Here is a 21,854-nt window from a genome sequence, read left to right on the forward strand (position 1 = left end):
CGCTGCGCGCCAGGGGGCGGTGCGCGGGCGGGAGATCACCGCAGGCTCCGCACGTCGAGATGCCGAAGCACCCGGTCCACGATCTCCGGATCCGCCCCCGGCTCACTCCGCGCGGACAGCACCTCATGCCGAGCCGCGCTCATCATCTCCCCCTGAATCCGCCGCATCCGCTTCATCCGGCGAGCCCGCTGCACAGATGCCTCGCGCCGCTCCTCGTCCCCCATGTCGGGACTGATCCGCACCCCGATGTCGAAGGCCCTCCGCAGCAGCTGCTCGGACACCTCCTCCGGCAGCTCCTCCACCTGCTCGATCTCCCGCAGCCTCCGCTTCGCGGCCTTCGCGGCACGGATCGCCAGCTCCTTCTCGAAGGCCTTCTCGACGTCGGTGTCGGCCCGCACCCCGAGCTTCCTGACCAGCCACGGCAGCGTGAGCCCCTGGAGCACCAGCGTCGCCATGATCACCCCGAACGCGATGAACACGATCTCGTCCCGGTCGGGGAACGGCGACCCGTCATCCATCTCCAGCGGAATCGCCAGCGCCAGGGCGACGGAGGCGACCCCGCGCATCCCCGACCACCACATCACCACGGTCTCCCGCCATGACGTCGGAATCTCCTCGTCGTAGTCCCGCTTGGCGTGCAGCCGTTTCGTCAGCCACGTCGCCGGCAGCAGCCACAGCAGCCGTACGAGCACGACGACAACGACGATCGCGGCGGCCCAGCCCAGCATCTCGCCCCAGCGCCCGGCCGCCGTCCGGATCGCGTTGTGCAGCTCAAGACCGATGAGCCCGAAGGCGACCCCGGTGACGAGCGTGTCCACCACGTCCCACACGGTCGACCCGGCGAGCCGGGTCATGACGTCGTCGGCGTCGGTGGCGTACTCCGCCAGGAACAGCGCGGTGGTGAGCACGGCGAGCACTCCGGACCCGTGCAGCTCCTCGGCCAGGACGTACGAGGCGTACGGCACCAGCAGCGTCATCCCGATCTGCAGCGTGGCGTCGCCGAGCAGGTCCATCAGCCTGTTCGCGGCCCAGCCGAGCGCGAGCCCCACGACGACGGCGACCACGGCGGACAGCACGAGGTCGAGCCCGGCACGCCAGGGCGAGAAGGTGCCGCTGACGGCGGCGGCGATCGCGACGTGATAGAGCACGATCGCCGTCACGTCGTTGAAGAGTCCCTCCCCCTCCAGGATCGACACAAGCCGGCGCGGCAGTCCGAGCTGTCCCGCGACGGCGGTCGCGGCGACCGGGTCGGGCGGCGCCACGAGCGCGCCGAGCGCCACGGCGGCGGCGATCGGCAGCCCCGGCACGATCGCGCTCGCGACGGCGGCCACGGCGAAGGTGGTGACGAACACCAGCGCCACGGCGAGCAGGAAGATCGGCCGTTTGTTGGCCGCGAACTGCCGCCAGGACGTGCGCCGCACCGCCGCGTACAGCAACGGCGGCAGCAGCAGGGGCAGGATCAGCTCTGGCGGGATGCTCACGTCCGGTACGAAGTCGGCCACCGCGAGGACGATCCCGAGGAGCGTCATCAGCACCGGCGCCGGCAGACCGAACCGGGCTCCGAGCGGGACGCTCACCACGGCCCCGAGCAACAGCACGAACAGCAGGGCCAACTGATCCACGGTCAGCGCTCCGGCGAGGTCTAGGCGATCAAGGAAGAGCCAGACCTCAAGCCTGCCACGCGCCTACGACAATCCCCGCAATCCCCGCTTACAGGGCTTACAGGGCTTTGCGCATCGCCCGGTGCGGCATCCCGGCGTCCGGGAACTCCGCCCCGTACGCCACGTACCCGAGCCGCTCGTAGAACCCCAGTGCCTGCGTCTGCGCGTGCAGGTCCACCGCGGCCAGTCCACGCGCGCGTGCCGCGTTCTCGATGGCGCCCACGAGCGCGGCGCCGACGCCGAGCCCGCGCGCCGCCTTCGTCACGGCGAGCCGACCGAGCGAGCCGACCGTCAGGTCACCGTCGGTCTTCGAGGCCGCCGCCTCGCCGTACAGGAGCCGACCGGTGCCCAGCGGCAACCCGTCCTCCCGCACGGCCAGCACATGCAGGGCACCGGCGTCGTAGGCGTCGTACTCAAGGTCTTCGGGTACGCCCTGTTCGCGGACGAAGACCTCCTTGCGCACCCCGAAGCAGGCCTCACGGTCGGCGGCGTCCTCGGCCACCCGCAGCACGTACGCGGCGCTCACGCGTTGCTCTCCTCGCGGACCTTGTCGAGCGCCTTCTGCAGGTCCTCGGGGTAGTCGCTGGCGAACTCCGCCCACTGCCCGTCGCCGGGGTGCTCGAAGCCGAGCCGCACCGCGTGCAGCCACTGCCGGGTGAGGCCGAGCCGCTTGGCGATCGTCGGGTCCGCGCCGTAGGTCAGGTCGCCCACGCAGGGGTGCCGGTGGGCGGCCATGTGGACACGGATCTGGTGGGTGCGCCCGGTCTCCAGCTTGATGTCGAGCAGGCTGGCCGCGCGGAACGCCTCGATCAGGTCGTAGTGCGTGACGGACGGCTTGCCCTCGGCCGTCACCGCCCACTTGTAGTCGTGGTTCGGATGCCGGCCGATGGGCGCGTCAATGGTGCCGCTCATCGGGTCGGGGTGTCCCTGGACCAGCGAGTGGTAACGCTTGTCGACCGTGCGTTCCTTGAACTGCCGCTTCAGCGAGGTGTACGCACGCTCCGACTTGGCCACGACCATCAGCCCGGAGGTGCCGACATCCAGCCGGTGCACGATGCCCTGGCGCTCGGCGGCACCCGAGGTCGAGATCCGGTACCCGGCCGCCGCGAGGCCGCCGATCACCGTCGGACCGGTCCAGCCGGGGCTCGGGTGGGCGGCCACACCGACCGGCTTGACGATCACGACGATGTCATCGTCGTCGTGCACGATCTCCATGCCCTCGACGGGCTCGGCGACGATCTGCACGGGTGCGGGCGCCTGCGGCATCTCCACCTCGAGCCAGGCGCCGCCGTGCACCCGCTCGGACTTTCCGACCACCGAGCCGTCGACCGTGACCTTCCCCGCCGCGGCAAGCTCGGCGGCCTTCGTGCGGGAGAAGCCGAACATGCGGGAGATGGCGGCGTCGACGCGCTCGCCCTCCAGGCCGTCGGGCACGGGCAGGTTACGGATCTCGGGAATCGTGCTCACCCGTCGAGTATGCCGGACGGGTCCGACACCGCCTGACCACGGACCGAACATCAGTGCCCGTGGAGAGTCCCCGGACGGCCTCGTACGTCAGTCGTCAGGGACCCCGTGAGCCCTTGCGAACCCGGGGCCCCTGGGAACCCGTCAGTCCTTGTGGACCGTGCCGTCCGGGTCCAGCCCGCGGAAGGACAGCAGCACGATCAGGATGCCGCCGCAGACGATCGCCGAGTCGGCCAGGTTGAAGACCGCGAAGTGCTTGGGCGCGATGAAGTCGACGACCGCACCCTCGAAGACGCCCGGCGTGCGGAAGATCCGGTCGGTCAGGTTGCCGAGCGCGCCGCCGAGCAGCAGGCCCAGCGCGATCGCCCAGGGCAGGCTGTAGAGCTTGCGGGCGAGCCGGGCGATGACCACGATCACGGCGGCGGCGATCACCGTGAAGATGATCGTGAAGGCCTCACCGAAGCCGAAGGCCGCGCCCGCGTTGCGGATCGCCTCGAACTTCAGCCAGTCACCGACGATCTCGATCGGCGCGTGGTGCTCCAGCTTCGCGACCACGATCATCTTGCTGACGAGGTCGAGGGCGTACGCCAGGGCCGCGACCGTGAAGAGGACGGCGATCCTGCGCCTGCCCTTGGGCCGCTCGTCCATGGCCGACTCGTCCGAGGCGGACCGGTCGCCCGACGCCGCGTTCTCGTCGGACTGCTCCGGCTCGGCCCCCGCCGCTCCTGGGATGTCCGGCGTACCGATGATGCGCTCCGCCTCTGTCACGTGAGTGAGTCCCTCGACCTAGGTTCCTGACTGAGGACGAGGGTACGGCACACCCCCTGGGGCCCATGTGCTCAGGAGCCCTCCCGCGCCGTTCAGTAACGGCGCTCCTGCTTCTGCTTGCACTCGACGCACAGGGTGGCCCGCGGGAAGGCCTGCATCCGCGCCTTGCCGATGGGATTGCCGCAGTTCTCGCAGAGCCCGTACGTGCCCGCGTCCAGGCGCTCCAGCGCGCGCTCGGTCTGCTCCAGCATCTCGCGCGCGTTGGCCGCGAGGGCCATCTCGTGCTCACGCGTGATGTTCTTCGTGCCCGTGTCCGCCTGGTCGTCGCCCGCGCCGTCACCGGAGTCACGCATCAGGCCCACGAGCGCCTCCTCCGACGACGAGATCTCGGTGCTCAGCCGCAGCGCCTCCGACTGCAGCTCCGCACGCGCCTCCGCGACCTCTTCCGGGGTCCAGGGGTCCTCACCGGGGCGCACCGCGAGCTCGCCGGGCTCCGCCGCCGCGATCCGCGCCTTGGGGACCGGGGTGGGCTTCTTCGCCGCCGTGGCCGTGCCAGGAGTCTTCTTCGCAACCACCGTCGTGGCTCCCGTCGTCTTCGCGGCCTGGGCCGCGCCCTCGGCCGCGGAAGCGACCGCCTTCTTGGCCGTACTGGTGCTCTTCTTGGCCGCGGCCTTCTTCCCGGCCGTCTTCTTGGCCACCGCCTTCGTCGCCGTTGCCGCCGTCTTCTTCCCGGTGGCCTTCTTGGCGGCCGCCTTCGTAGACGCCGTCTCCGTGGTTGCCGTTTTCGAAGCCGCCGCCTTTCTCGTCGCCGTCTCCGTAGACGCTGTTTTGGCCGTCGCAGCCTTGGTGGTGGCCGTCTTCGTGGTGGCCGCTTTCTTGGTCGCGGTCTTCGTAGCGGCCGTTTTCTTCGTCGTCGCCTTGGGCACCGCTTTGGTCGCCGTCCTGGAAGCCGTCTTCACCGGCTTGACCGCGTCCGTCGCGGGCGCCCCCTGCGTGGTCTTCTTCCCACCCACATCCTTGGCCGCCGGACCCGTGGATCTGCCGGACGCCGACTGCTGTACGGCGGTCTTCTTCGCCACCATGGCCGCGGCCCCTTCACATATTGTGATCTTGCGCGCGAATCGTGCTGGGACGATAAATCGACTTCCGGCCCGCGGCAACGGGGCACGCCTACGATTTGCCCGCCCCGCGGGTCCCGCGCGACAAGCCTGCATGCGTTGTGCCCAGCTCCCCGCCGGGTAATCCGCCAGGCCCGGCGTCCCAGGATCCGGACGCCCGCACCTCGCCATTCGGGTCACCGCGCAGACCACCGGGACACCCCGGAAAACCGGTCGGCCGCTGTCCCCGAGGCGCCGTACACTGGGCGGAGCGAGAAGCGTGGATGGGGACGAGTAGCGGCGTACGCAGCCAGGAGCGACCCGGGGACGGTGGAAGCCCGGGGGCGAGCGCGACGCGAAGATCACCCCGGAGCCGCCGGAAGAAAGCCGCAGCCCAGAAGCAGCGGCCGGTAGACCCGGCATCGCGACCCCAATGAGGGGGCTCACTGGTGCACACCGAGCACCGGGGAGCCAAGGAGGGTGGTACCGCGGGAGCGCGCCGCAGACGGCGTCCGCAGCAGCTACTGAGTAGCAGCACAGGCTCTCGTCCCTCCGACGGAAGGCAGTAAGTCCGCCGGAGGAAGCTCGCCGATGAACCCGACGCAGTACCGCCAGGTGCCCGCCCAGGTCGACCTGCCCGCCCTCGAGCACGCCGTGCTCGACTTCTGGCGCGAGCAGAAGATCTTCGCCAAGAGCCTTGAGCAGTCCGAGGGCCGCCCCGAGTGGGTGTTCTACGAGGGCCCGCCCACCGCCAACGGCATGCCGGGCGCCCACCACATCGAGGCCCGCGTCTTCAAGGACGTCTTCCCCCGCTTCCGCACCATGCGGGGCTACCACGTGGCCCGCAAGGCCGGCTGGGACTGCCACGGCCTCCCCGTGGAGCTCGCGGTCGAGAAGGAGCTCGGCTTCACCACCAAGCAGGACATCGAGACGTACGGCATCGCCGAGTTCAACGCCAAGTGCCGTGAGTCCGTGACCCGCCATACGGACGCCTTCACCGAGCTGACGACCCGCATGGGCTACTGGGTCGACCTGGACGACGCGTACCGCACCATGGACCCCGAGTACGTGGAGTCCGTGTGGTGGTCGCTCAAGGAGATCTTCAACAAGGGTCTGCTGGTCCAGGACTACCGTGTCGCCCCGTGGTGCCCGCGCGACGAGACGGGTCTGTCGGACCACGAGCTCGCGCAGGGCTACGAGACGATCGTCGACCCGTCCGTGTACGTCCGTTTCCCGCTCACCTCCGGTCCGCTGGCCGGTCAGGCCGCACTCCTGGTGTGGACGACGACCCCCTGGACGCTGGTCTCCAACACCGCGGTCGCCGCGCACCCCGAGGTCACCTACGTCGTCGCGACGAACGGCGAGGAGAAGCTCGTCGTCGCCGCGCCACTCGTCGAGAAGGCGCTCGGCGAGGGCTGGGAGACCACCGGCGAGTCCTTCACCGGCGCCGAGATGGAGCGCTGGTCGTATCAACGTCCGTTCGAGCTCGTCGAGTTCCCGGAGCCCGCGCACTACGTGGTGAACGCCGAGTACGTGACGACCGAGGACGGTACGGGTCTGGTCCACCAGTCCCCCGCCTTCGGTGAGGACGACCTCAAGGTCTGCCGCGCGTACGGCCTGCCGGTGGTGAACCCCGTCCGCACGGACGGCACCTTCGCGGAGGACGTCCCCCTCGTGGGCGGTGTCTTCTTCAAGAAGGCGGACGAAAAGCTCACCGAGGACCTCCAGAACCGCGGCCTGCTCCTCAAGCACGTCCCGTACGAGCACAGTTACCCGCACTGCTGGCGCTGCCACACCGCGCTCCTCTACTACGCGCAGCCGTCCTGGTACATCCGCACCACGGCCATCAAGGACCGCCTCCTCCAGGAGAACGAGAAGACCAACTGGTTCCCGGACTCGGTCAAGCACGGCCGCTTCGGCGACTGGCTGAACAACAACATCGACTGGGCGCTGTCCCGCAGCCGCTACTGGGGCACCCCGCTCCCGCTGTGGACCTGCGAGGAGGGCCACCTCACCTGCGTCGGCTCCCGCGCCGAGCTCACCGAGCTGACCGGCACCGACCAGTCGAACCTGGACCCGCACCGCCCGTTCATCGACCAGGTCACCTTCGCGTGCCCCCAGGACGGCTGCGGACAGACGGCGACGCGCGTGCCGGAGGTCATCGACGCCTGGTACGACTCGGGTTCGATGCCGTTCGCCCAGTGGGGCTACCCGTACAAGAACAAGGAGCTGTTCGAGAGCCGCTACCCGGCACAGTTCATCTCCGAGGCCATCGACCAGACCCGCGGCTGGTTCTACACGCTGATGGCCGTCGGCACGCTGGTCTTCGACAAGTCGTCGTACGAGAACGTGGTCTGCCTCGGCCACATCCTCGCCGAGGACGGCCGCAAGATGTCCAAGCACCTGGGCAACATCCTGCAGCCGATCCCGCTGATGGACCAGCACGGCGCGGACGCGGTGCGCTGGTTCATGGCGGCCGGCGGCTCCCCGTGGGCGGCCCGCCGCGTGGGCCACGGCACCATCCAGGAGGTCGTCCGCAAGACGCTCCTCACGTACTGGAACACGGTCGCCTTCCAGGCCCTGTACGCCCGCACGTCCAACTGGGCGCCCAGCGAGGCCGATCCGGCCCCGGCGGACCGCCCGGTCCTCGACCGCTGGCTGCTCTCCGAGCTCCACGCGCTCACCGACCAGGTGACGCAGGCTCTGGAGGCGTACGACACCCAGCGCGCCGGAAAGCTCCTCTCGGCGTTCGTCGACGACCTGTCCAACTGGTACGTGCGCCGCTCGCGCCGCCGCTTCTGGCAGGGCGACAAGGCCGCGCTGCGCACGCTGCACGAGGTCGTGGAGACGGTCACGCGCCTGATGGCCCCGCTGACCCCGTTCATCACCGAGCGGGTCTGGCAGGACCTGGTGGTGCCGGTGACGCCGGGCGCCCCCGAGTCCGTACACCTCACGTCCTGGCCGGAGGCGGACCTGTCCGTCATCGACCCGGAGCTGTCGAGGCAGATGGTGCTCGTACGCCGCCTCGTGGAGCTCGGCCGCGCCACGCGCGCGGAGTCGGGCGTCAAGACCCGCCAGCCGCTGTCCCGCGCGCTGGTCGGCGCGGTGGGCTTCGAGACGCTCGACCGCGAGCTGCACGCGCAGATCACGGAGGAGCTGAATGTGAGCTCCCTCGCCTCGCTCTCCGAGGTGGGCGGCTCACTGGTCGACACCACGGCCAAGGCGAACTTCCGCGCGCTCGGCAAGCGCTTCGGCAAGGGCGTCCAGGCGGTCGCGAAGGCCATCGCCGAGACGGATGCCGCGGCCCTCTCCCTCGCCCTGCGTGAGGGCACGGCCTCGGTCGATGTCGACGGCGAGACGGTCACGCTGGCCCCGGACGAGGTGATCATCACAGAGACCCCGCGTGAGGGCTGGTCGGTGGCGTCCGACTCGGGCGCGACGGTGGCGCTGGACCTGGAGATCACGGAGGAGCTGCGGCAGGCGGGCCTCGCCCGTGACGCGATCCGCCTGATCCAGGAGGCCCGCAAGAACAGCGGCCTCGACGTGGCCGACCGCATCGCGCTCCGCTGGACCTCCGCGGACCCGGCCGTCGTCGCCGCCCTGTCCGAGCACTCGCCCCTCATCGCCGACGAGGTCCTCGCCACGGACTTCGCGCAGAGCGACGCCGACGACACATACGGTGCCCCCTTCACGGACGAGTCCCTGTCCCTGACGTTCCGCCTCCGCAAGGCCTGACCCGAGGGGCGGCAGGGGCTTCTTTCGCCCCCGCCGCCCCTACCCGTCCCATACCTGGGGGCTGCGCCCCCAGACCCCCGCTGAAAAGATTGCGCAGTTCCCCGCGCCCCTTAAGGGGCGCGGGGAACTGCGCCACCAGCCCCCACCCACCCGCAGCCGAACGAACACCCCGAAGGCCCGGCCCCACCAAAGATCTTGGTGGGGCCGGGCCTTCGGCGTTGCGTGCCCACGTACACGTGCCCCAAGGACTCCAAGGGAACAGAACAAAAGGGCGGAGCCCCGGAAAAATCCGGGGCTCCGCCCTGAACGCTGCCGACGCCTAAGGCGTACTAGAGGCCGTCAGTTGTCGTCCTCGTCGATGAGGAACCCACGCATCGGCGAGGGCGCCTGCTGCATCGGCGACGGCCCCTGCGGCCGCACCGGAGCCATCGGCTGGGTCATCGCCGGGGACATCTGCTGCTGCCCGCCGTAGGAGGGCGCGGCCGGTGCCGGGGCACCCATGCCCTGGTTGCCGCCGTACGACGGCGCGCTCGCGCCGGCCGGGGCCATCGAGGGCGCGGAGGGCGACGGCAGGGACGCCGTGGCCGGGGCACGCGGCGGGGCGAGCGAGTCGTCCGCCTGCGTCTCCAGCTGGCGCAGCTGCGACTCCAGGTAGGACTTCAGCCGCGTGCGGTACTCGCGCTCGAAGCCGCGCAGGTCCTCGACCTTGCGCTCCAGCGTGGCGCGAGCGGACTCCAGGGAGCCCATCGCGACACGGTGCTTCTCCTGCGCGTCCCGCTCAAGGGCGTCGGCCTTGGCACGGGCGTCGCGCTCCAGACCCTCGGCGCGGCTGCGGGCCTCGCCGACGATCTTGTTGGCCTCGGAACGGGCCTCGGCGATCGCCTGGTCAGCGGTCTGCTGGGCCAGCGAGAGGACACGGGCGGCGCTGTCGCCACCGGGGCCCTGCTGCGGCATCTGCGGGCCGTGACCGCCCATGGGGCCACCCATGGGACCGCCCATCGGGCCACCCATCTGCTGCTGCATCTGCGGCTGCATCTGCTGGCCGGGACCACCCATGGGACCCTGACCCATCGGACCCTGGCCCATCGGACCCTGACCCATCGGGCCCTGGCCCATGGGACCCTGCCCCATCGGACCCTGGCCCTGCGGACCACCCTGGCCGCTCGGGCCGGCGGGCAGCTGCGGCGCGCCGCTCGGCAGCTGCGGCGGGCCGCCCATGGGGCCACCCATCTGCTGCTGCGGCGGGCCCGATATCCCGGCGGGCACGGGAGCGCCCGGACCGCGCATGCCCTGCGGCGGGCCCTGCTGCTGGTCCTGCTGCTCGGGGGGCTTGCGCATGCCCTGCTGCTGGTTCTGCGCAGCCGCGCGCGTGGCCGCCGCCAGTTTGGCGCGCAGGTCCTCGTTCTCGCGGAGCAAGCGGGTCAGTTCGGCTTCGACCTCATCGAGGAAGGCATCGACCTCGTCCTCGTCATAGCCTTCTCGGAGGCGGACGGTCGTGAACTGCTTGTTCCGCACGTCCTCGGGGGTCAACGGCATCTCTTCACCTCAACGTAGTCGTCGGCATTCGGCAAGACCGTATCGTTCACAGCCGGCTCACGACGGAGATCAGGATGTAGACGATGATCATCAGTACGAAGAAGGACAGGTCGAGCGCCACGCCCCCGAGACGCAACGGCGGGATGAACCGCCGCAGAAGCTTGAGCGGTGGATCGGTGACAGTGTAGGTGGCCTCAAGAACGACCACCATCGCCTTGCCGGGTTGCCATGAGCGGGCGAACTGGAAGACGTAGTCCATGACCAACCGGAAGATCAGCACGATGAGGAAACACATCAGCGCGATGTAGAGAACCTGCCCGACCACGCTCATGATCCGTGCTTCCCTCTCCCCTGTTTCCGTGCCTTGATTCCGGTCCTGCGTCTCAGCTCTGGTTGAAGAACCCGCCCTCTGCGATGCGGGCCTTGTCCTCCGCCGTGACATCGACGTTAGCAGGCGACAACAGGAACACCTTCTGCGTCACCCGCTCGATGCTGCCGTGGAGACCAAACACCAAACCAGCCGCAAAGTCGACAAGTCGCTTCGCGTCTGTGTCATCCATCTCAGTCAGATTCATGATCACCGGGGTGCCCTCACGGAAGTGTTCCCCGATGGTACGGGCCTCGTTGTAGGTCCGGGGGTGCAGCGTGGTGATCCGGTACGGCTCTCGTTCCGACACGACCTTGGGCATGATCACCGGGGCGTTCTTCTCCAGGCTTTGACGTTCTTGTGTGATGGATGCCACGGGGGCGATTCGCGCCGGACGCCCGGATTCCGCGGCGAGCGAAGCGGAATGCGGCACGGGATCGCGCGGCGCCGGAGGCTGCACCACTCGTACCGATTCGTCCCGTTGGTTCAGATGTGCCTGATGTGACTGGTGCGGCGGCTCGTGCCGCCGGCGGTCACGCTCGGGCTCCGGGTCAAGCTCGGGCTCGAAGTCGTCATCGGGGTCGAACCCCCTGCCGTCGTACCCATCGTCCTCCACGAGGCCGAGGTAGACCGCCATCTTGCGCATCGCGCCGGCCATGCTCTGAGTCCTCCGCTCTGTGGTGGATCGGCTGACGAATTGCCAAGTGCCCGCGATCCACGAGGTCGTTATGCCCGCCGATCGGCGGTAATGACCATATTTTCTGCTGTGGTCCGACTTCTTGGCGACGTTACCCGAGCCTGGGTCGGACTCCGAGTACCGCAGTACCGACGCGTACATGTGTCGCTCCGGCTGCCACGGCCTGTTCGAGGTCCGAGCTCATCCCTGCCGAGACCATGTTCGCAGCCGGATGAGCGCGGCGCAGGACAGTCGACAAATCCATCAGCCGCTCGAACGCCGCCTGTTGGCGCCCCGCGTACGGTCCGGTGAGCGGCGCGACGGTCATCAGTCCGTCGAGCCGGAGCCCCGGAGCCCGAGCGATGAGCTCGCCCAACTCTTCGATTCCGCCAGGCCCTACGCCACCCCGCTCCCCTCTCCCGCTCTCCTCCGCGTCCAGTGCGACCTGAACGAGACAGCCCACCTCGCGCTCCGTCCGCACCGCCTCCTTCGACAGAGCCGTGACGAGCTTGGAACGATCGACGGACTGCACGAAATCCGCGTAACCCACCACGGAACGCACCTTGTTGGTCTGCAACTGACCGACAAAATGCCACGAGAGGGGCAGATCCGAGCATTCCGCGGCCTTGGGCGCAGCGTCCTGGTCCCGGTTCTCGGCGACATGACGCACACCGAGTTCCGACAGCATCCGCACATCGCTCGCGGGGTAGGTCTTGGTGACCACGATCAGGGTCACCTCTTCGCGCTTGCGCCCGGCGGCCGTGCACGCCGCCGTGATGCGCTCTTCCACTTTCGCCAGGTTTTCGGCGAGTTGAGCCTTACGGTCCGTCATGCCCCATCAGTCCAGCCAGACATAGCCCGCGAGCCGCCCGGTCGTGCGGTCCCGTCGGTACGAGAAGTGGTCCTGCGACTCGCGCGTGCACACCGGCGACTGCTCCCGGTCGCACACCCCGAGCCTTTCCAGCTGTGCATGCACTCCGGCGGTCACATCGACCGCGGGCGTGCCCCAACTGGTTTCGGCGTACGCCGCGGGCTCGACGGCGGCGACATCGGCGCGCATCTGCTCCGGCACTTCGTAACACCGCCCGCACACCGCGGGGCCTGTGCGGGCGACGATCCGGGCGGGCTCGGCGCCGAGTTCCACCATGGCCCGTACGGCGGCGGGGACGACCCCGGCGATCATGCCGGGCCGTCCCGCGTGGGCGGCGGCCACGATCCCGGCGACCGGGTCGGCCAGCAGGACCGGCGTGCAGTCGGCGGTGAGAACGGCGAGGGCGAGCCCCCGCCGCACCGTGACGATCGCGTCGACGGACGGGATCTCCGAAGAGAGCCACGGCCCGTCGACCACCGCCACATCCGGCCCGTGCACCTGGTTCATCCAGACGACCTGGGCCGGGTCCAGTCCGAGCGACTTGGCGGCCAGTTCACGATTGGTCCGTACGGCGTCGGGGTCGTCGCCGACCGCTCCGCCGAGGTTGAGCTCCTCGTACGGAACGGCGCTCACCCCGCCCCACCGGTCGGTGAAGGCGAAGTGCGCGCCGCTCACATTGCTCGTTTCGGAGCGCTGTCCTATCACTTCAGGAAGTCCGGCACGTCCAGCTCTTCGGCCGCGCTGTCCGAGTAGGCGCGGGACGGCGGGACCGGCGGGGAGACCGGCAGTTCGTTCACCGGCTCCGGGGCGGGCTCCGGGGCTTCCTTCGGCGTGACGCTGCCGAGCGAGCCGAAGGACGGGCGGCTGTCGGAGGACCGTACCGGCGTCGGCTCCTCGCGCCTGGCCGAGGACGCGCCGAGAACGGTGTCCCGCTTGGCCGGCGGCTGGCCGCCGTCGAAGCCGGCGGCGATGACGGTGACCCGCACCTCGTCGCCGAGGGCGTCGTCGATGACCGCGCCGAAGATGATGTTGGCCTCGGGGTGCGCGGCCTCGCTCACCAGCTGGGCGGCTTCGTTGATCTCGAACAGGCCGAGGTCGGAGCCGCCGGAGATGGAGAGCAGGACACCGCGGGCGCCGTCGATGGAGGCTTCGAGGAGCGGCGAGGAGATCGCCATCTCGGCCGCCGCCACCGCGCGGTCGTCGCCGCGGGCCGAGCCGATGCCCATGAGGGCCGAACCCGCCTCGGACATCACGGACTTGACGTCGGCGAAGTCGAGGTTGATCAGGCCGGGCGTGGTGATGAGGTCGGTGATGCCCTGAACACCGGAGAGCAGGACCTGGTCCGCCGACTTGAAGGCGTCGAGGACCGAGACCTGGCGGTCCGAGATGGACAGCAGCCGGTCGTTCGGGATGACGATGAGGGTGTCGACCTCTTCGCGGAGTTCGGCGATGCCGTCCTCCGCCTGGTTGGCCCGGCGCCGTCCCTCGAAGGTGAACGGGCGGGTGACCACGCCGATGGTGAGGGCGCCGAGCGAGCGGGCGATGTTGGCCACGACGGGCGCGCCGCCGGTGCCGGTGCCGCCGCCCTCGCCGGCCGTCACGAAGACCATGTCGGCCCCCTTGAGGACCTCCTCGATCTCCTCGCGGTGGTCCTCGGCCGCCTTGCGGCCGACTGCCGGGTTGGCTCCGGCGCCGAGTCCGCGGGTGAGTTCGCGGCCGACGTCGAGCTTGACGTCGGCGTCGCTCATCAACAGCGCCTGCGCGTCGGTGTTGATGGCGATGAACTCGACGCCCTTGAGACCGACCTCGATCATCCGGTTGATGGCATTGACACCACCGCCGCCGACACCGATGACTTTGATGACTGCGAGGTAGTTCTGCGGTGCTGCCACGTCGAAGGCCTCTCGCCTCGAGTTACGTGTCGTCGCCTCGCACGTTCGCGATCCGACGACTGATGCCGAATGGGACGGTCCGAACGCCGACCCGAACCCTAACGCTGAAGTTTAGGGTTACCAGTGTGTCTGTTCCTTGGACTCTTCCGAACAGGACACTAAGTCGACAAGTGGCGCACGTTCAACGAACACGCCGAACCTCCCGTTTTTCTTTTCACCCTATGTGATCAGGCGTAGCACTGCCCAACCAGGGTGCTGGCCTGCGCAGATGTGCGTCAACTCCCCGATGACGCAGGGGCGGTGGGAGCGCTCACGTCGAAGTGCCGGGCCTTGGGAGCGGCTTTCATGAGAGCGGTGAGCGTCCTGGCCTTCGCGCGGCCCTTCTCGCCGCTGCCCCACTCGACCGTGCGGCCGCCCTTCAACTCCAGCGAGATGGAGTCGTACGAACGGACCTTGAGGGTACGAGTGTCACGGGCGACGGCGGCCGGAATGTCACCGGCGACCCGCACCGCCTCGCGCACCAGCCGGTCGGCGCCGAAACGGCGCAGCCCCGCCGACCGGGACACCGTCAATTCCAGTGCGGGAACGCCCTTCGGAGCATCAGAAACCGTGGCGAATCGCACGCCCTTGGCGTCCACTTCGATGAACTTCGCGCCTTTTTCCACCATCAGGACCGGAGTGCGTTCGGTCACTTTCAGACCGATTCCATGCGGCCAGGAACGGACGACATCAACCGAGTCAATTCGGGGCAATTTTCGGCGCAGCCGTGCCTCAATAGCATCGGTATCGACGGAAATCAGCGGGGATCCGACCGGAACATCGGCCGCTTCCCGCACCTGCTCGGCCGTCAGCACCCGCATCCCGGACGCCGATACGTGCTCCACGCGCAGCCATTGCGAGCCGTACAGGACCCAGACCGAAGCGGCCCCGGCCAACACCGCTGCAAGCAAAAGGATGATGAGCGTACGAGGGCGACGCAGCCGCCCGAGACGGGGCGGCCGGGGCGGGCCGGACTCCAGCTTCTGCCGTTCGCCGCGATCGGCGGTCGTCGGTCCGGCCACGCGCACTCCTTCTCCCTGGCTCGGTTCACCTCCGGGGCACCCAAGCCGGTGTCGAGAGCCCGACCGTGCTCAGCCCTTCGGGCCTCCGCGCGCTCGATCTCTCGACACCCGCGCGCCCCTTCGGCTCACTCGCCGATGCGTTACTGGCGGCGGCGCGAGGCGATCGCCTCGTACACCATGCCGACGAGCAGGTCGTCGGCATCCCGGCGGCCGAACTCGCTGGCGGCGCGGGACATCTCGTACAGCCGGTGCGGGTCGGCGAGCACGGGCAGCACGTTCTGCTGCACCCACTGGGGCGTCAGTTCCGCGTCGTCGACCAGCAGTCCGCCGCCGGCCTTGACCACCGGCTGGGCGTTCAGCCGCTGTTCGCCGTTGCCGATGGGCAGCGGGACGTAGGCGGCGGGGAGCCCGACGGCGGAGAGTTCGGCGACGGTCATCGCGCCCGCGCGGCAGAGCATCATGTCGGCCGCGGCGTACGCGAGGTCCATCCGGTCCACGTACGGTACCGGGATGTACGGGGGCATCCCCGGCATCTGATGCACCTGCGGCAGTTCGTTCTTCGGGCCGACCGCGTGCAGGATCTGGATGCCCGCCTGCTGGAGGTACGGAGCCGCCTGCTGGACCACCTCGTTGAGGCGCCGGGCGCCCTGCGAGCCGCCGGACACCAGCAGGGTCGGCAGCGCGGGGTCGAGCCCGAACGCGGCGCGCGCCTCGGGGCGTACGGCGGCCCGGTCGAGGGTGGCGATCGAGCGGCGCAGCGGGATGCCGATGTAGCGGGCGCCGCGCAGCTTGTTGTCCGGGGTCGAGACGGCGACCTGCGCCGCGTACCGGGAACCGATCTTGTTGGCGAGCCCCGGACGGGCGTTGGCCTCGTGGATGACGATCGGCACGCCGAGCCGCTTGGCCGCGAGATAGGCGGGCAGGGCCACATAGCCGCCGAAGCCGACGACCGCGTCCGCCTTGGTGCGCTCCAGGATCTGCTCGGCCGCCTTGATCGTGCCGCGCAGCCGCCCGGGGACGGTGATCAGCTCGGGCGTGGGCTTGCGCGGCAGCGGGACGGCGGGGATCAGCGCGAGTTCGTAGCCGCGCTCGGGTACGAGCCGGGTCTCAAGCCCGCGTTCCGTGCCCAGGGCCGTGATCCCCACGGTCGGGTCCTGCCTCCGCAGGGCGTCCGCGAGGGCGAGCGCGGGCTCGATGTGGCCGGCGGTCCCCCCGCCGGCGAGTACGACATGCACCGAAATTCACCGCTCTCCGGACGAACGCACCGCGGCGCGCCGTCGCATCGTGTTCCATCTCCGAGGCCCCGCGGCCCCCGCGGAGCCTCTCACCGCAGCCCGCTTTCTGCCAAAGCGAGGTTGCCGCAACGCGAGCGCCGCCCGCGCAGCGGGGTCGTCGCGTGCGAAGGCGATCAGCAGCCCGATGGCGAACATGGTCGGCAGCAGGGCGGAACCCCCGTAGGAGAACAGCGGGAGCGGGACACCGGCGATCGGCAGCAGACCGAGCACCGCACCGATGTTGATCACGGCCTGGGCCGTGATCCAGGTGGTCACGCCTCCCGCGGCATACCTCACGAAGGGGTCCTCCGTGCGTCCGGCCACGCGGATACCCGCATAGCCTAGAGCCGCGAAGAGGGCGAGCACCGACAGCGTCCCCGCGAGGCCCAGTTCCTCACCGGTGACGGCGAAGATGAAGTCGGTGTGGGCTTCGGGTAGTTGGCCCCATTTCTCCACACTCGCACCGAGTCCGGAACCGAACAGCCCGCCGGAGGCGAGGGCGTAGATGCCGTGCACGGCCTGCCAGCACGAGGTGGCGCCCGTGCCGGGTTCGGTGGCGCCGATGCAGGAGAACCGGGCCATGCGGTTCGGGCTGGTCTTGATGAGGATCACACCGAGGGTGGCCGCGATCGACAGCACACCCACGAACAGCCGGGTCGGAGCGCCCGCCAGCCACAGCAGTCCGAACAGGATCGCGGTGAGGATGATCGCCGTTCCCATGTCGCCGCCGATCATGATCAGCCCGAGCAGCATGAACGTCACCGGGACGAGCGGCACCAGCATGTGCTTCCACTGCGTGAGCAGCCGCTTGTCCTCCTTGCGCGCGATCAGGTCGGCGCCCCACAGCACCAGGGCGAGCTTGCCGAACTCGCTGGGCTGGATCTGGAAGGAGCCGCCCAGGGAGATCCAGTTCTGGTTGCCGTTGATCGCGACTCCTATCCCGGGCACCTGCACCAGGATCATCAGGAAGACCGATCCGGCCAGCATCGGGTACGCCAGCGCCCGGTGCAGCTTCACCGGCATCCGCGAGGCGACGAGCAGCAGCACGCCGCCGATCGAGGCGGCCAGGAACTGCTTGCGGAAGAAGTACGACCCGGGCAGCGACAGCTGGAGCGCCGTGATCTGCGACGCCGAGTAGACCATCACCAGGCCGAGCACGGTGATCAGCAGACTGCCGCCGAGGATCAGGTAGTACGCGGTCAGCGGGCGGTCCCAGGCCTTGCGGGCGCGCGTGTAGAGCAGGCGTACGGGGTTGTCGCGAGGGGGGCGGGGGGAAGCGGGCCGCCTCGTGGTCCGCTGGACCGGGGGGCGGCCGGTGCGACTGCCGGCCATCAGCGGCTCCGTCCGCCGCGGCGGGCGGTGCCGCTGCCGCTGCCGCTGAGGGAGGGTGGCCCGCCTGCGGTCCTCCCGGGCCGCTCAGGCGCCGGCGGAGGGACGGGCTGGTACAGCGCCGTGCCACCGGCGGTCGGACGCCTGGACCCCAGCCACATCCCTGTCACGCGTTCCCTCCCAGGTGTGCCCGGCGCCGCCAGGCAAGGCGGACCCGGGTCAGCCGTCGACGGCGCCGATCTCGCGAACCGCCTCCGCGAAAGCGTCACCGCGCTTGTTGTAGTTGGCGAACATGTCCATCGAGGCGCAGGCCGGAGCCAACAGCACCGTGTCACCGGCGTGAGCGAGCCCCCGCGCCTCCTGAACCGCCGCGAGCATCGCCCCAGTGTCGGTCCGGTCGAGGTCGACGACCGGTACTTCCGGGGCGTGTCGCGCGAGCGCTTCGCCGATCAGCGCGCGATCGGCACCGATCAGGACAACACCCCGAAGTCGCTTTGCCGACTTGGCGACCAGCTCGTCGAAGGTCGCACCCTTGGCGAGCCCGCCCGCGATCCACACGATCGACTCGTAGGCCGCCAAAGAGGCTTCCGCGGCATGCGTGTTGGTGGCCTTGGAGTCGTCGATGTACGCGACTTCGTCCACATCGGCGACGTGCGCGATGCGGTGGGCGTCGGGCCGGAAGGCCCGCAGACCGTCGCGTACGGCCCGGGCGGGCACCCCGAAGGCGCGCGCCAGGGCCGCCGCCGCAAGGGCGTTGGCGATGTTGTGCGGGGCGGGTGGCCGGACGTCGGAGACCTCAGCCAGCTCCTGGGCGTTCTTGTGCCGGTCCTCGACGAAGGCGCGGTCGACCAGGATGCCTTCCACGACGCCGAGTTGGGACGGCCCGGGAGTGCCGAGCGTGAAGCCGATCGCCCGGCAGCCCTCCTCGACGTCCGCCTCGCGCACCAGGTCCTCGGTGGCCTTGTCGGCCACGTTGTAGACACAGGCGACCCGATTGCCTTCGTAGATACGGCCCTTGTCGGCGGCGTACGCCTCCATCGAGCCGTGCCAGTCGAGATGGTCGGGCGCCAGGTTCAGTACGGTCGCGGAGTGCGCGCGCAGTGAGGGCGCCCAGTGCAGCTGGTAGCTGGAGAGTTCGACGGCGAGGACGTCGTAGGTCTCCTCGCCGAGGACCGCGTCCAGCAGTGAGACGCCGATGTTGCCGACCGCCGCCGTGCGCAGGCCTGCCGCCTTGAGGATCGAGGCGAGCATCTGGACGGTCGTGGTCTTGCCGTTGGTGCCGGTGACGGCGAGCCAGGGGGCCGCATCGGGGCCCCTGAGCCGCCAGGCCAGCTCGACGTCGCCCCAGACCGGGACGCCCGCCTCGGCGGCCGCGGCGAACAGCGGCTTGTCCGGCTTCCAGCCGGGCGCGGTGACGATGAGCTCGGTGCCTTCGGGCAGGGTCGCGCCGTCACCGAGGCGCACGGTGACGCCGAGCGCCTCCAGGTCCGCGGCCTGCGCACGGGAGCGCTCGTCGTCGCCGTCGTTGACGACCGTGACGACCGCACCGAGGCCGTGCAGCACCTTGGCCGCCGGGATTCCGGAGACGCCGAGCCCGGCGACGGTGACGTTCTTGCCCTGCCAGTCGGTCACTTCTTGGCTGCCCATCCTGCGTAGAAGAGCCCCAGACCCACGATGACGCACATGCCCTGAATGATCCAGAAGCGGACCACCACAAGGACTTCGGACCACCCCTTGAGTTCGAAGTGGTGCTGGAGTGGCGCCATGCGGAAGACGCGCTTGCCGGTCATCCGGAACGAACCGACCTGGATGACGACCGACATGGTGATCAGGACGAAGAGACCGCCGAGGAGCGCGACCAGCAGCTCCGTGCGGGAGCAGATCGCGAGGCCGGCGAGCGCGCCGCCGAGGGCCAGCGAACCGGTGTCACCCATGAAGATCTTGGCCGGTGACGTGTTCCACCACAGGAAGCCGAGGCAGGCGCCCATCAGTGCGGAGGAAACGATGGCGAGGTCGAGCGGATCGCGCACCTCGTAACAGGCGGCCGGGTTGGTCAGCGTCTGCGCGTTGGCGCAGGACTCCTGGAACTGCCAGACACCGATGAAGGTGTACGCGCCGAACACCATGGTCGCGGCGCCGGTGGCGAGGCCGTCGAGACCGTCCGTCAGGTTCACGCCGTTCGACATGGCGAGGATCATGAACAGCGCCCAGACCACGAACAGCACCGGGCCGATGGACCAGCCGAAGTCCTGCACGAAGGAGAGCTTCGTGGAGGCCGGGGTGTTGCCACGGTTGTCGGCGAACTGCAGGGCCAGCACCGCGAAGGCGATGCCGCCGGTCAGCTGTCCGGCCATCTTCGCCTTGGCCCGCAGACCGAGCGAGCGCCGCTTGACGATCTTGATGTAGTCGTCCAGGAAGCCGACCAGGCCCATGCCCGCCATCAGGCCGAGCACCAGCAGACCCGAGAAGGTCGGCGCGTAACCCGTGATCAGCTTCGACAGGAAGTACGCGATGATCGTCGCCAGGATGAAGGCGATACCACCCATCGTCGGCGTACCGCGCTTGCTGTGGTGCTCCTTCGGCCCGTCGTCCCGGATGTACTGGCCGTAGCCCTTGCGGGCGAGCAGCTTGATCAGCAGCGGAGTGCCGACCAGGGTCAGGAACAGACCAAAGACTCCTGCGAACAGGATCTGCTTCATCATCGGGCGGAAACCTCACCCTCAACGCCGCTGTCGAGCAGCGCCAGGGCCACCCGTTCGAGCCCGACCGACCTGGACGCCTTCACGAGTACGACGTCCCCCGGGCGCAGTTCACTGCGCAACAGGTCGACAGCCGCCTGTGCGTCGGACACGTGCACCGACTCCTCACCCCACGAACCCTCGTTATATGCGCCCAGTTGCAGCCAGGACGCTTCCCTGCCCCCGACCGCGACGAGCTTGCTGACGTTGAGTCGGACGGCGAGCCGCCCGACCGCGTCGTGCTCGGCGAGCGCCTCGTCCCCGAGCTCGGCCATCTGACCGAGCACCGCCCACGTACGGCCCCCTTGTGCCTGTGAGGCTTTGCCCATTGCCGCGAGCGCGCGCAGGGCGGCTCGCATGGACTCGGGGTTCGCGTTGTAGGCGTCGTTGACGACTGTCACGCCGTCCGGGCGCTCGGTGACCTCCATCCGCCAGCGGGAGAGGGAGCCCGCTTCGGAGAGCGCGCGGGCGATCTCGTCTGCGGACATGCCCAGCTCATGGGCGACGGCGGCCGCGGCGAGCGCGTTCGACACGTGGTGCTCACCGTACAGGCGCATGGTCACGTCACTGCACCCGGAGGGTGTGCGAAGGCTGAAGGCAGGCTGTCCACTCTCCGTGAGACGGACGTTCTCGGCGCGTACGTCCGCTTCGTCGGACTCTCCGAAGAGGATCACGCGTGCCTTCGTACGGGATGCCATGGCGCGTACGAGGGGATCGTCGGCGTTGAGGACCGCGGTGCCGTCCTCCGGGAGGCTCTCGACGAGCTCGCCCTTTGCTCGCGCGATCTGCTCGCGGCCGCCGAACTCGCCGATGTGGGCGGTGCCGACGTTGAGGACGAGGCCGATCTTCGGAGGCGTCAGATCCGTGAGGTAGCTGATGTGGCCGAGGCCGCGGGCGCCCATCTCCAGCACGAGGAACTTCGTCTCCTCGGTGGCACTGAGCGCGGTGAGCGGCAGCCCGATCTCATTGTTCAACGATCCGGGCGTGAACACGGTCGGCGCCTTGCTGCGCAGCACCTGCGCGATCAGGTCCTTGGTGCTGGTCTTGCCCGCGGAGCCGGTGAGGGCCACGAGGGTCGCGCCGAGCCGTTCGACGACATGGCGGGCGAGGGCGCCGAGAGCCGTCTGTACGTCCGCGACGACGATCGCGGGCACGCCGACGGGGCGCGACGCCAGTACGGCGACCGCGCCCGCCTCGATCACCGCCTCGGCGTAGTCGTGGCCGTCCACACGCTCGCCCACGAAAGCGACGAAGAGACTGCCGGACTCCACCTCACGGGAGTCTCTGACGACCGGTCCGGTGACCTGTACCGACGGATCCGGTATGTCATACGTCTGCCCGCCGACGACTGCTGCGATCTCGGCGAGAGAGAGGGCGATCACAAG

At 69.6% G+C, this 21,854-nt stretch carries 18 protein-coding genes; 1 reads left to right on the plus strand and 17 read right to left on the minus strand.

Annotated elements, in window-relative coordinates; all coding sequences use genetic code 11:
- Positions 1-35: 35 nt before the first annotated feature.
- The 5 genes from AB5J50_RS13805 to AB5J50_RS13825 form a co-directional block, all read right to left on the minus strand.
- A complete protein-coding gene (locus tag AB5J50_RS13805) occupies positions 36-1,622 on the minus strand; it encodes a Na+/H+ antiporter (RefSeq protein WP_369257941.1) in 1,587 nt (528 codons plus the stop codon).
- A gap of 97 nt (positions 1,623-1,719) precedes the next feature.
- A complete protein-coding gene (locus tag AB5J50_RS13810; protein ID WP_369257943.1) occupies positions 1,720-2,187 on the minus strand; it encodes a GNAT family N-acetyltransferase in 468 nt (155 codons plus the stop codon).
- The gene (locus tag AB5J50_RS13815) at positions 2,184-3,128 is read right to left on the minus strand and encodes an RluA family pseudouridine synthase (protein WP_327428032.1); all 945 of its coding nucleotides are present in this window, start codon (positions 3,126-3,128) and stop codon (positions 2,184-2,186) included. Before AB5J50_RS13815 ends, AB5J50_RS13810 begins: the two co-directional genes overlap by 4 nt.
- A 141-nt stretch (positions 3,129-3,269) precedes the next feature.
- Complete coding sequence (gene lspA, locus AB5J50_RS13820; protein WP_369257945.1) at positions 3,270-3,893, minus strand: signal peptidase II; 624 nt, start codon at positions 3,891-3,893, stop codon at positions 3,270-3,272.
- A 92-nt stretch (positions 3,894-3,985) separates the two neighbouring features.
- Positions 3,986-4,975, minus strand: a complete 990-nt coding sequence (locus AB5J50_RS13825) for a TraR/DksA family transcriptional regulator (RefSeq protein WP_369257947.1) — start codon at positions 4,973-4,975, stop codon at positions 3,986-3,988.
- Between the two features lie 606 nt (positions 4,976-5,581).
- Here AB5J50_RS13825 and ileS point away from each other — a divergent pair.
- The gene (gene ileS / locus AB5J50_RS13830) at positions 5,582-8,725 is read left to right on the plus strand and encodes an isoleucine--tRNA ligase (RefSeq protein WP_369257949.1); all 3,144 of its coding nucleotides are present in this window, start codon (positions 5,582-5,584) and stop codon (positions 8,723-8,725) included.
- A gap of 339 nt (positions 8,726-9,064) precedes the next feature.
- Here the strand turns inward: ileS and AB5J50_RS13835 are convergent, their stop codons facing one another.
- The 12 genes from AB5J50_RS13835 to murF form a co-directional block, all read right to left on the minus strand.
- Complete coding sequence (locus tag AB5J50_RS13835; protein ID WP_369257951.1) at positions 9,065-10,261, minus strand: DivIVA domain-containing protein; 1,197 nt, start codon at positions 10,259-10,261, stop codon at positions 9,065-9,067.
- A 46-nt stretch (positions 10,262-10,307) separates the two neighbouring features.
- The gene (locus tag AB5J50_RS13840) at positions 10,308-10,592 is read right to left on the minus strand and encodes a YggT family protein (protein WP_028803186.1); all 285 of its coding nucleotides are present in this window, start codon (positions 10,590-10,592) and stop codon (positions 10,308-10,310) included.
- 52 nt (positions 10,593-10,644) lie between these two features.
- Positions 10,645-11,286, minus strand: a complete 642-nt coding sequence (locus AB5J50_RS13845) for a cell division protein SepF (RefSeq protein WP_369257953.1) — start codon at positions 11,284-11,286, stop codon at positions 10,645-10,647.
- 130 nt (positions 11,287-11,416) lie between these two features.
- On the minus strand, positions 11,417-12,136 hold the full coding sequence (locus AB5J50_RS13850) for a YggS family pyridoxal phosphate-dependent enzyme (RefSeq protein ID WP_327428038.1): 720 nt from the start codon (positions 12,134-12,136) through the stop codon (positions 11,417-11,419).
- Between the two features lie 6 nt (positions 12,137-12,142).
- Positions 12,143-12,880 carry a peptidoglycan editing factor PgeF gene (pgeF, locus tag AB5J50_RS13855; RefSeq protein ID WP_369257955.1) on the minus strand — a complete coding sequence of 246 codons (738 nt, stop codon included), beginning with the start codon at positions 12,878-12,880 and terminating at the stop codon, positions 12,143-12,145.
- Positions 12,877-14,067 (minus strand): cell division protein FtsZ, encoded by a 1,191-nt coding sequence (ftsZ, locus tag AB5J50_RS13860; protein WP_369257957.1) that lies wholly within the window; start codon positions 14,065-14,067, stop codon positions 12,877-12,879. Before ftsZ ends, pgeF begins: the two co-directional genes overlap by 4 nt.
- A gap of 275 nt (positions 14,068-14,342) precedes the next feature.
- A complete protein-coding gene (locus AB5J50_RS13865; RefSeq protein WP_369265387.1) occupies positions 14,343-15,128 on the minus strand; it encodes a cell division protein FtsQ/DivIB in 786 nt (261 codons plus the stop codon).
- A gap of 140 nt (positions 15,129-15,268) precedes the next feature.
- A complete protein-coding gene (murG, locus tag AB5J50_RS13870; protein WP_369257959.1) occupies positions 15,269-16,363 on the minus strand; it encodes an undecaprenyldiphospho-muramoylpentapeptide beta-N-acetylglucosaminyltransferase in 1,095 nt (364 codons plus the stop codon).
- Between the two features lie 6 nt (positions 16,364-16,369).
- Positions 16,370-17,734: a putative lipid II flippase FtsW gene (ftsW, locus tag AB5J50_RS13875; protein ID WP_327428043.1), complete on the minus strand. Its 1,365-nt coding sequence runs from the start codon at positions 17,732-17,734 to the stop codon at positions 16,370-16,372.
- 216 nt (positions 17,735-17,950) lie between these two features.
- Positions 17,951-19,378, minus strand: a complete 1,428-nt coding sequence (murD, locus tag AB5J50_RS13880; protein WP_369257962.1) for a UDP-N-acetylmuramoyl-L-alanine--D-glutamate ligase — start codon at positions 19,376-19,378, stop codon at positions 17,951-17,953.
- Complete coding sequence (mraY, locus tag AB5J50_RS13885) at positions 19,360-20,433, minus strand: phospho-N-acetylmuramoyl-pentapeptide-transferase (protein ID WP_369257964.1); 1,074 nt, start codon at positions 20,431-20,433, stop codon at positions 19,360-19,362. Before mraY ends, murD begins: the two co-directional genes overlap by 19 nt.
- Positions 20,430-21,851, minus strand: a complete 1,422-nt coding sequence (gene murF, locus AB5J50_RS13890) for a UDP-N-acetylmuramoyl-tripeptide--D-alanyl-D-alanine ligase (protein WP_327428046.1) — start codon at positions 21,849-21,851, stop codon at positions 20,430-20,432. The genes mraY and murF overlap by 4 nt, the downstream gene beginning before the upstream one ends.
- Positions 21,852-21,854: the final 3 nt, after the last annotated feature.

The organism is Streptomyces sp. R35, assembly GCF_041053035.1.
GTDB classification, from domain to species: Bacteria; Actinomycetota; Actinomycetes; order Streptomycetales; family Streptomycetaceae; genus Streptomyces; species Streptomyces lutosisoli.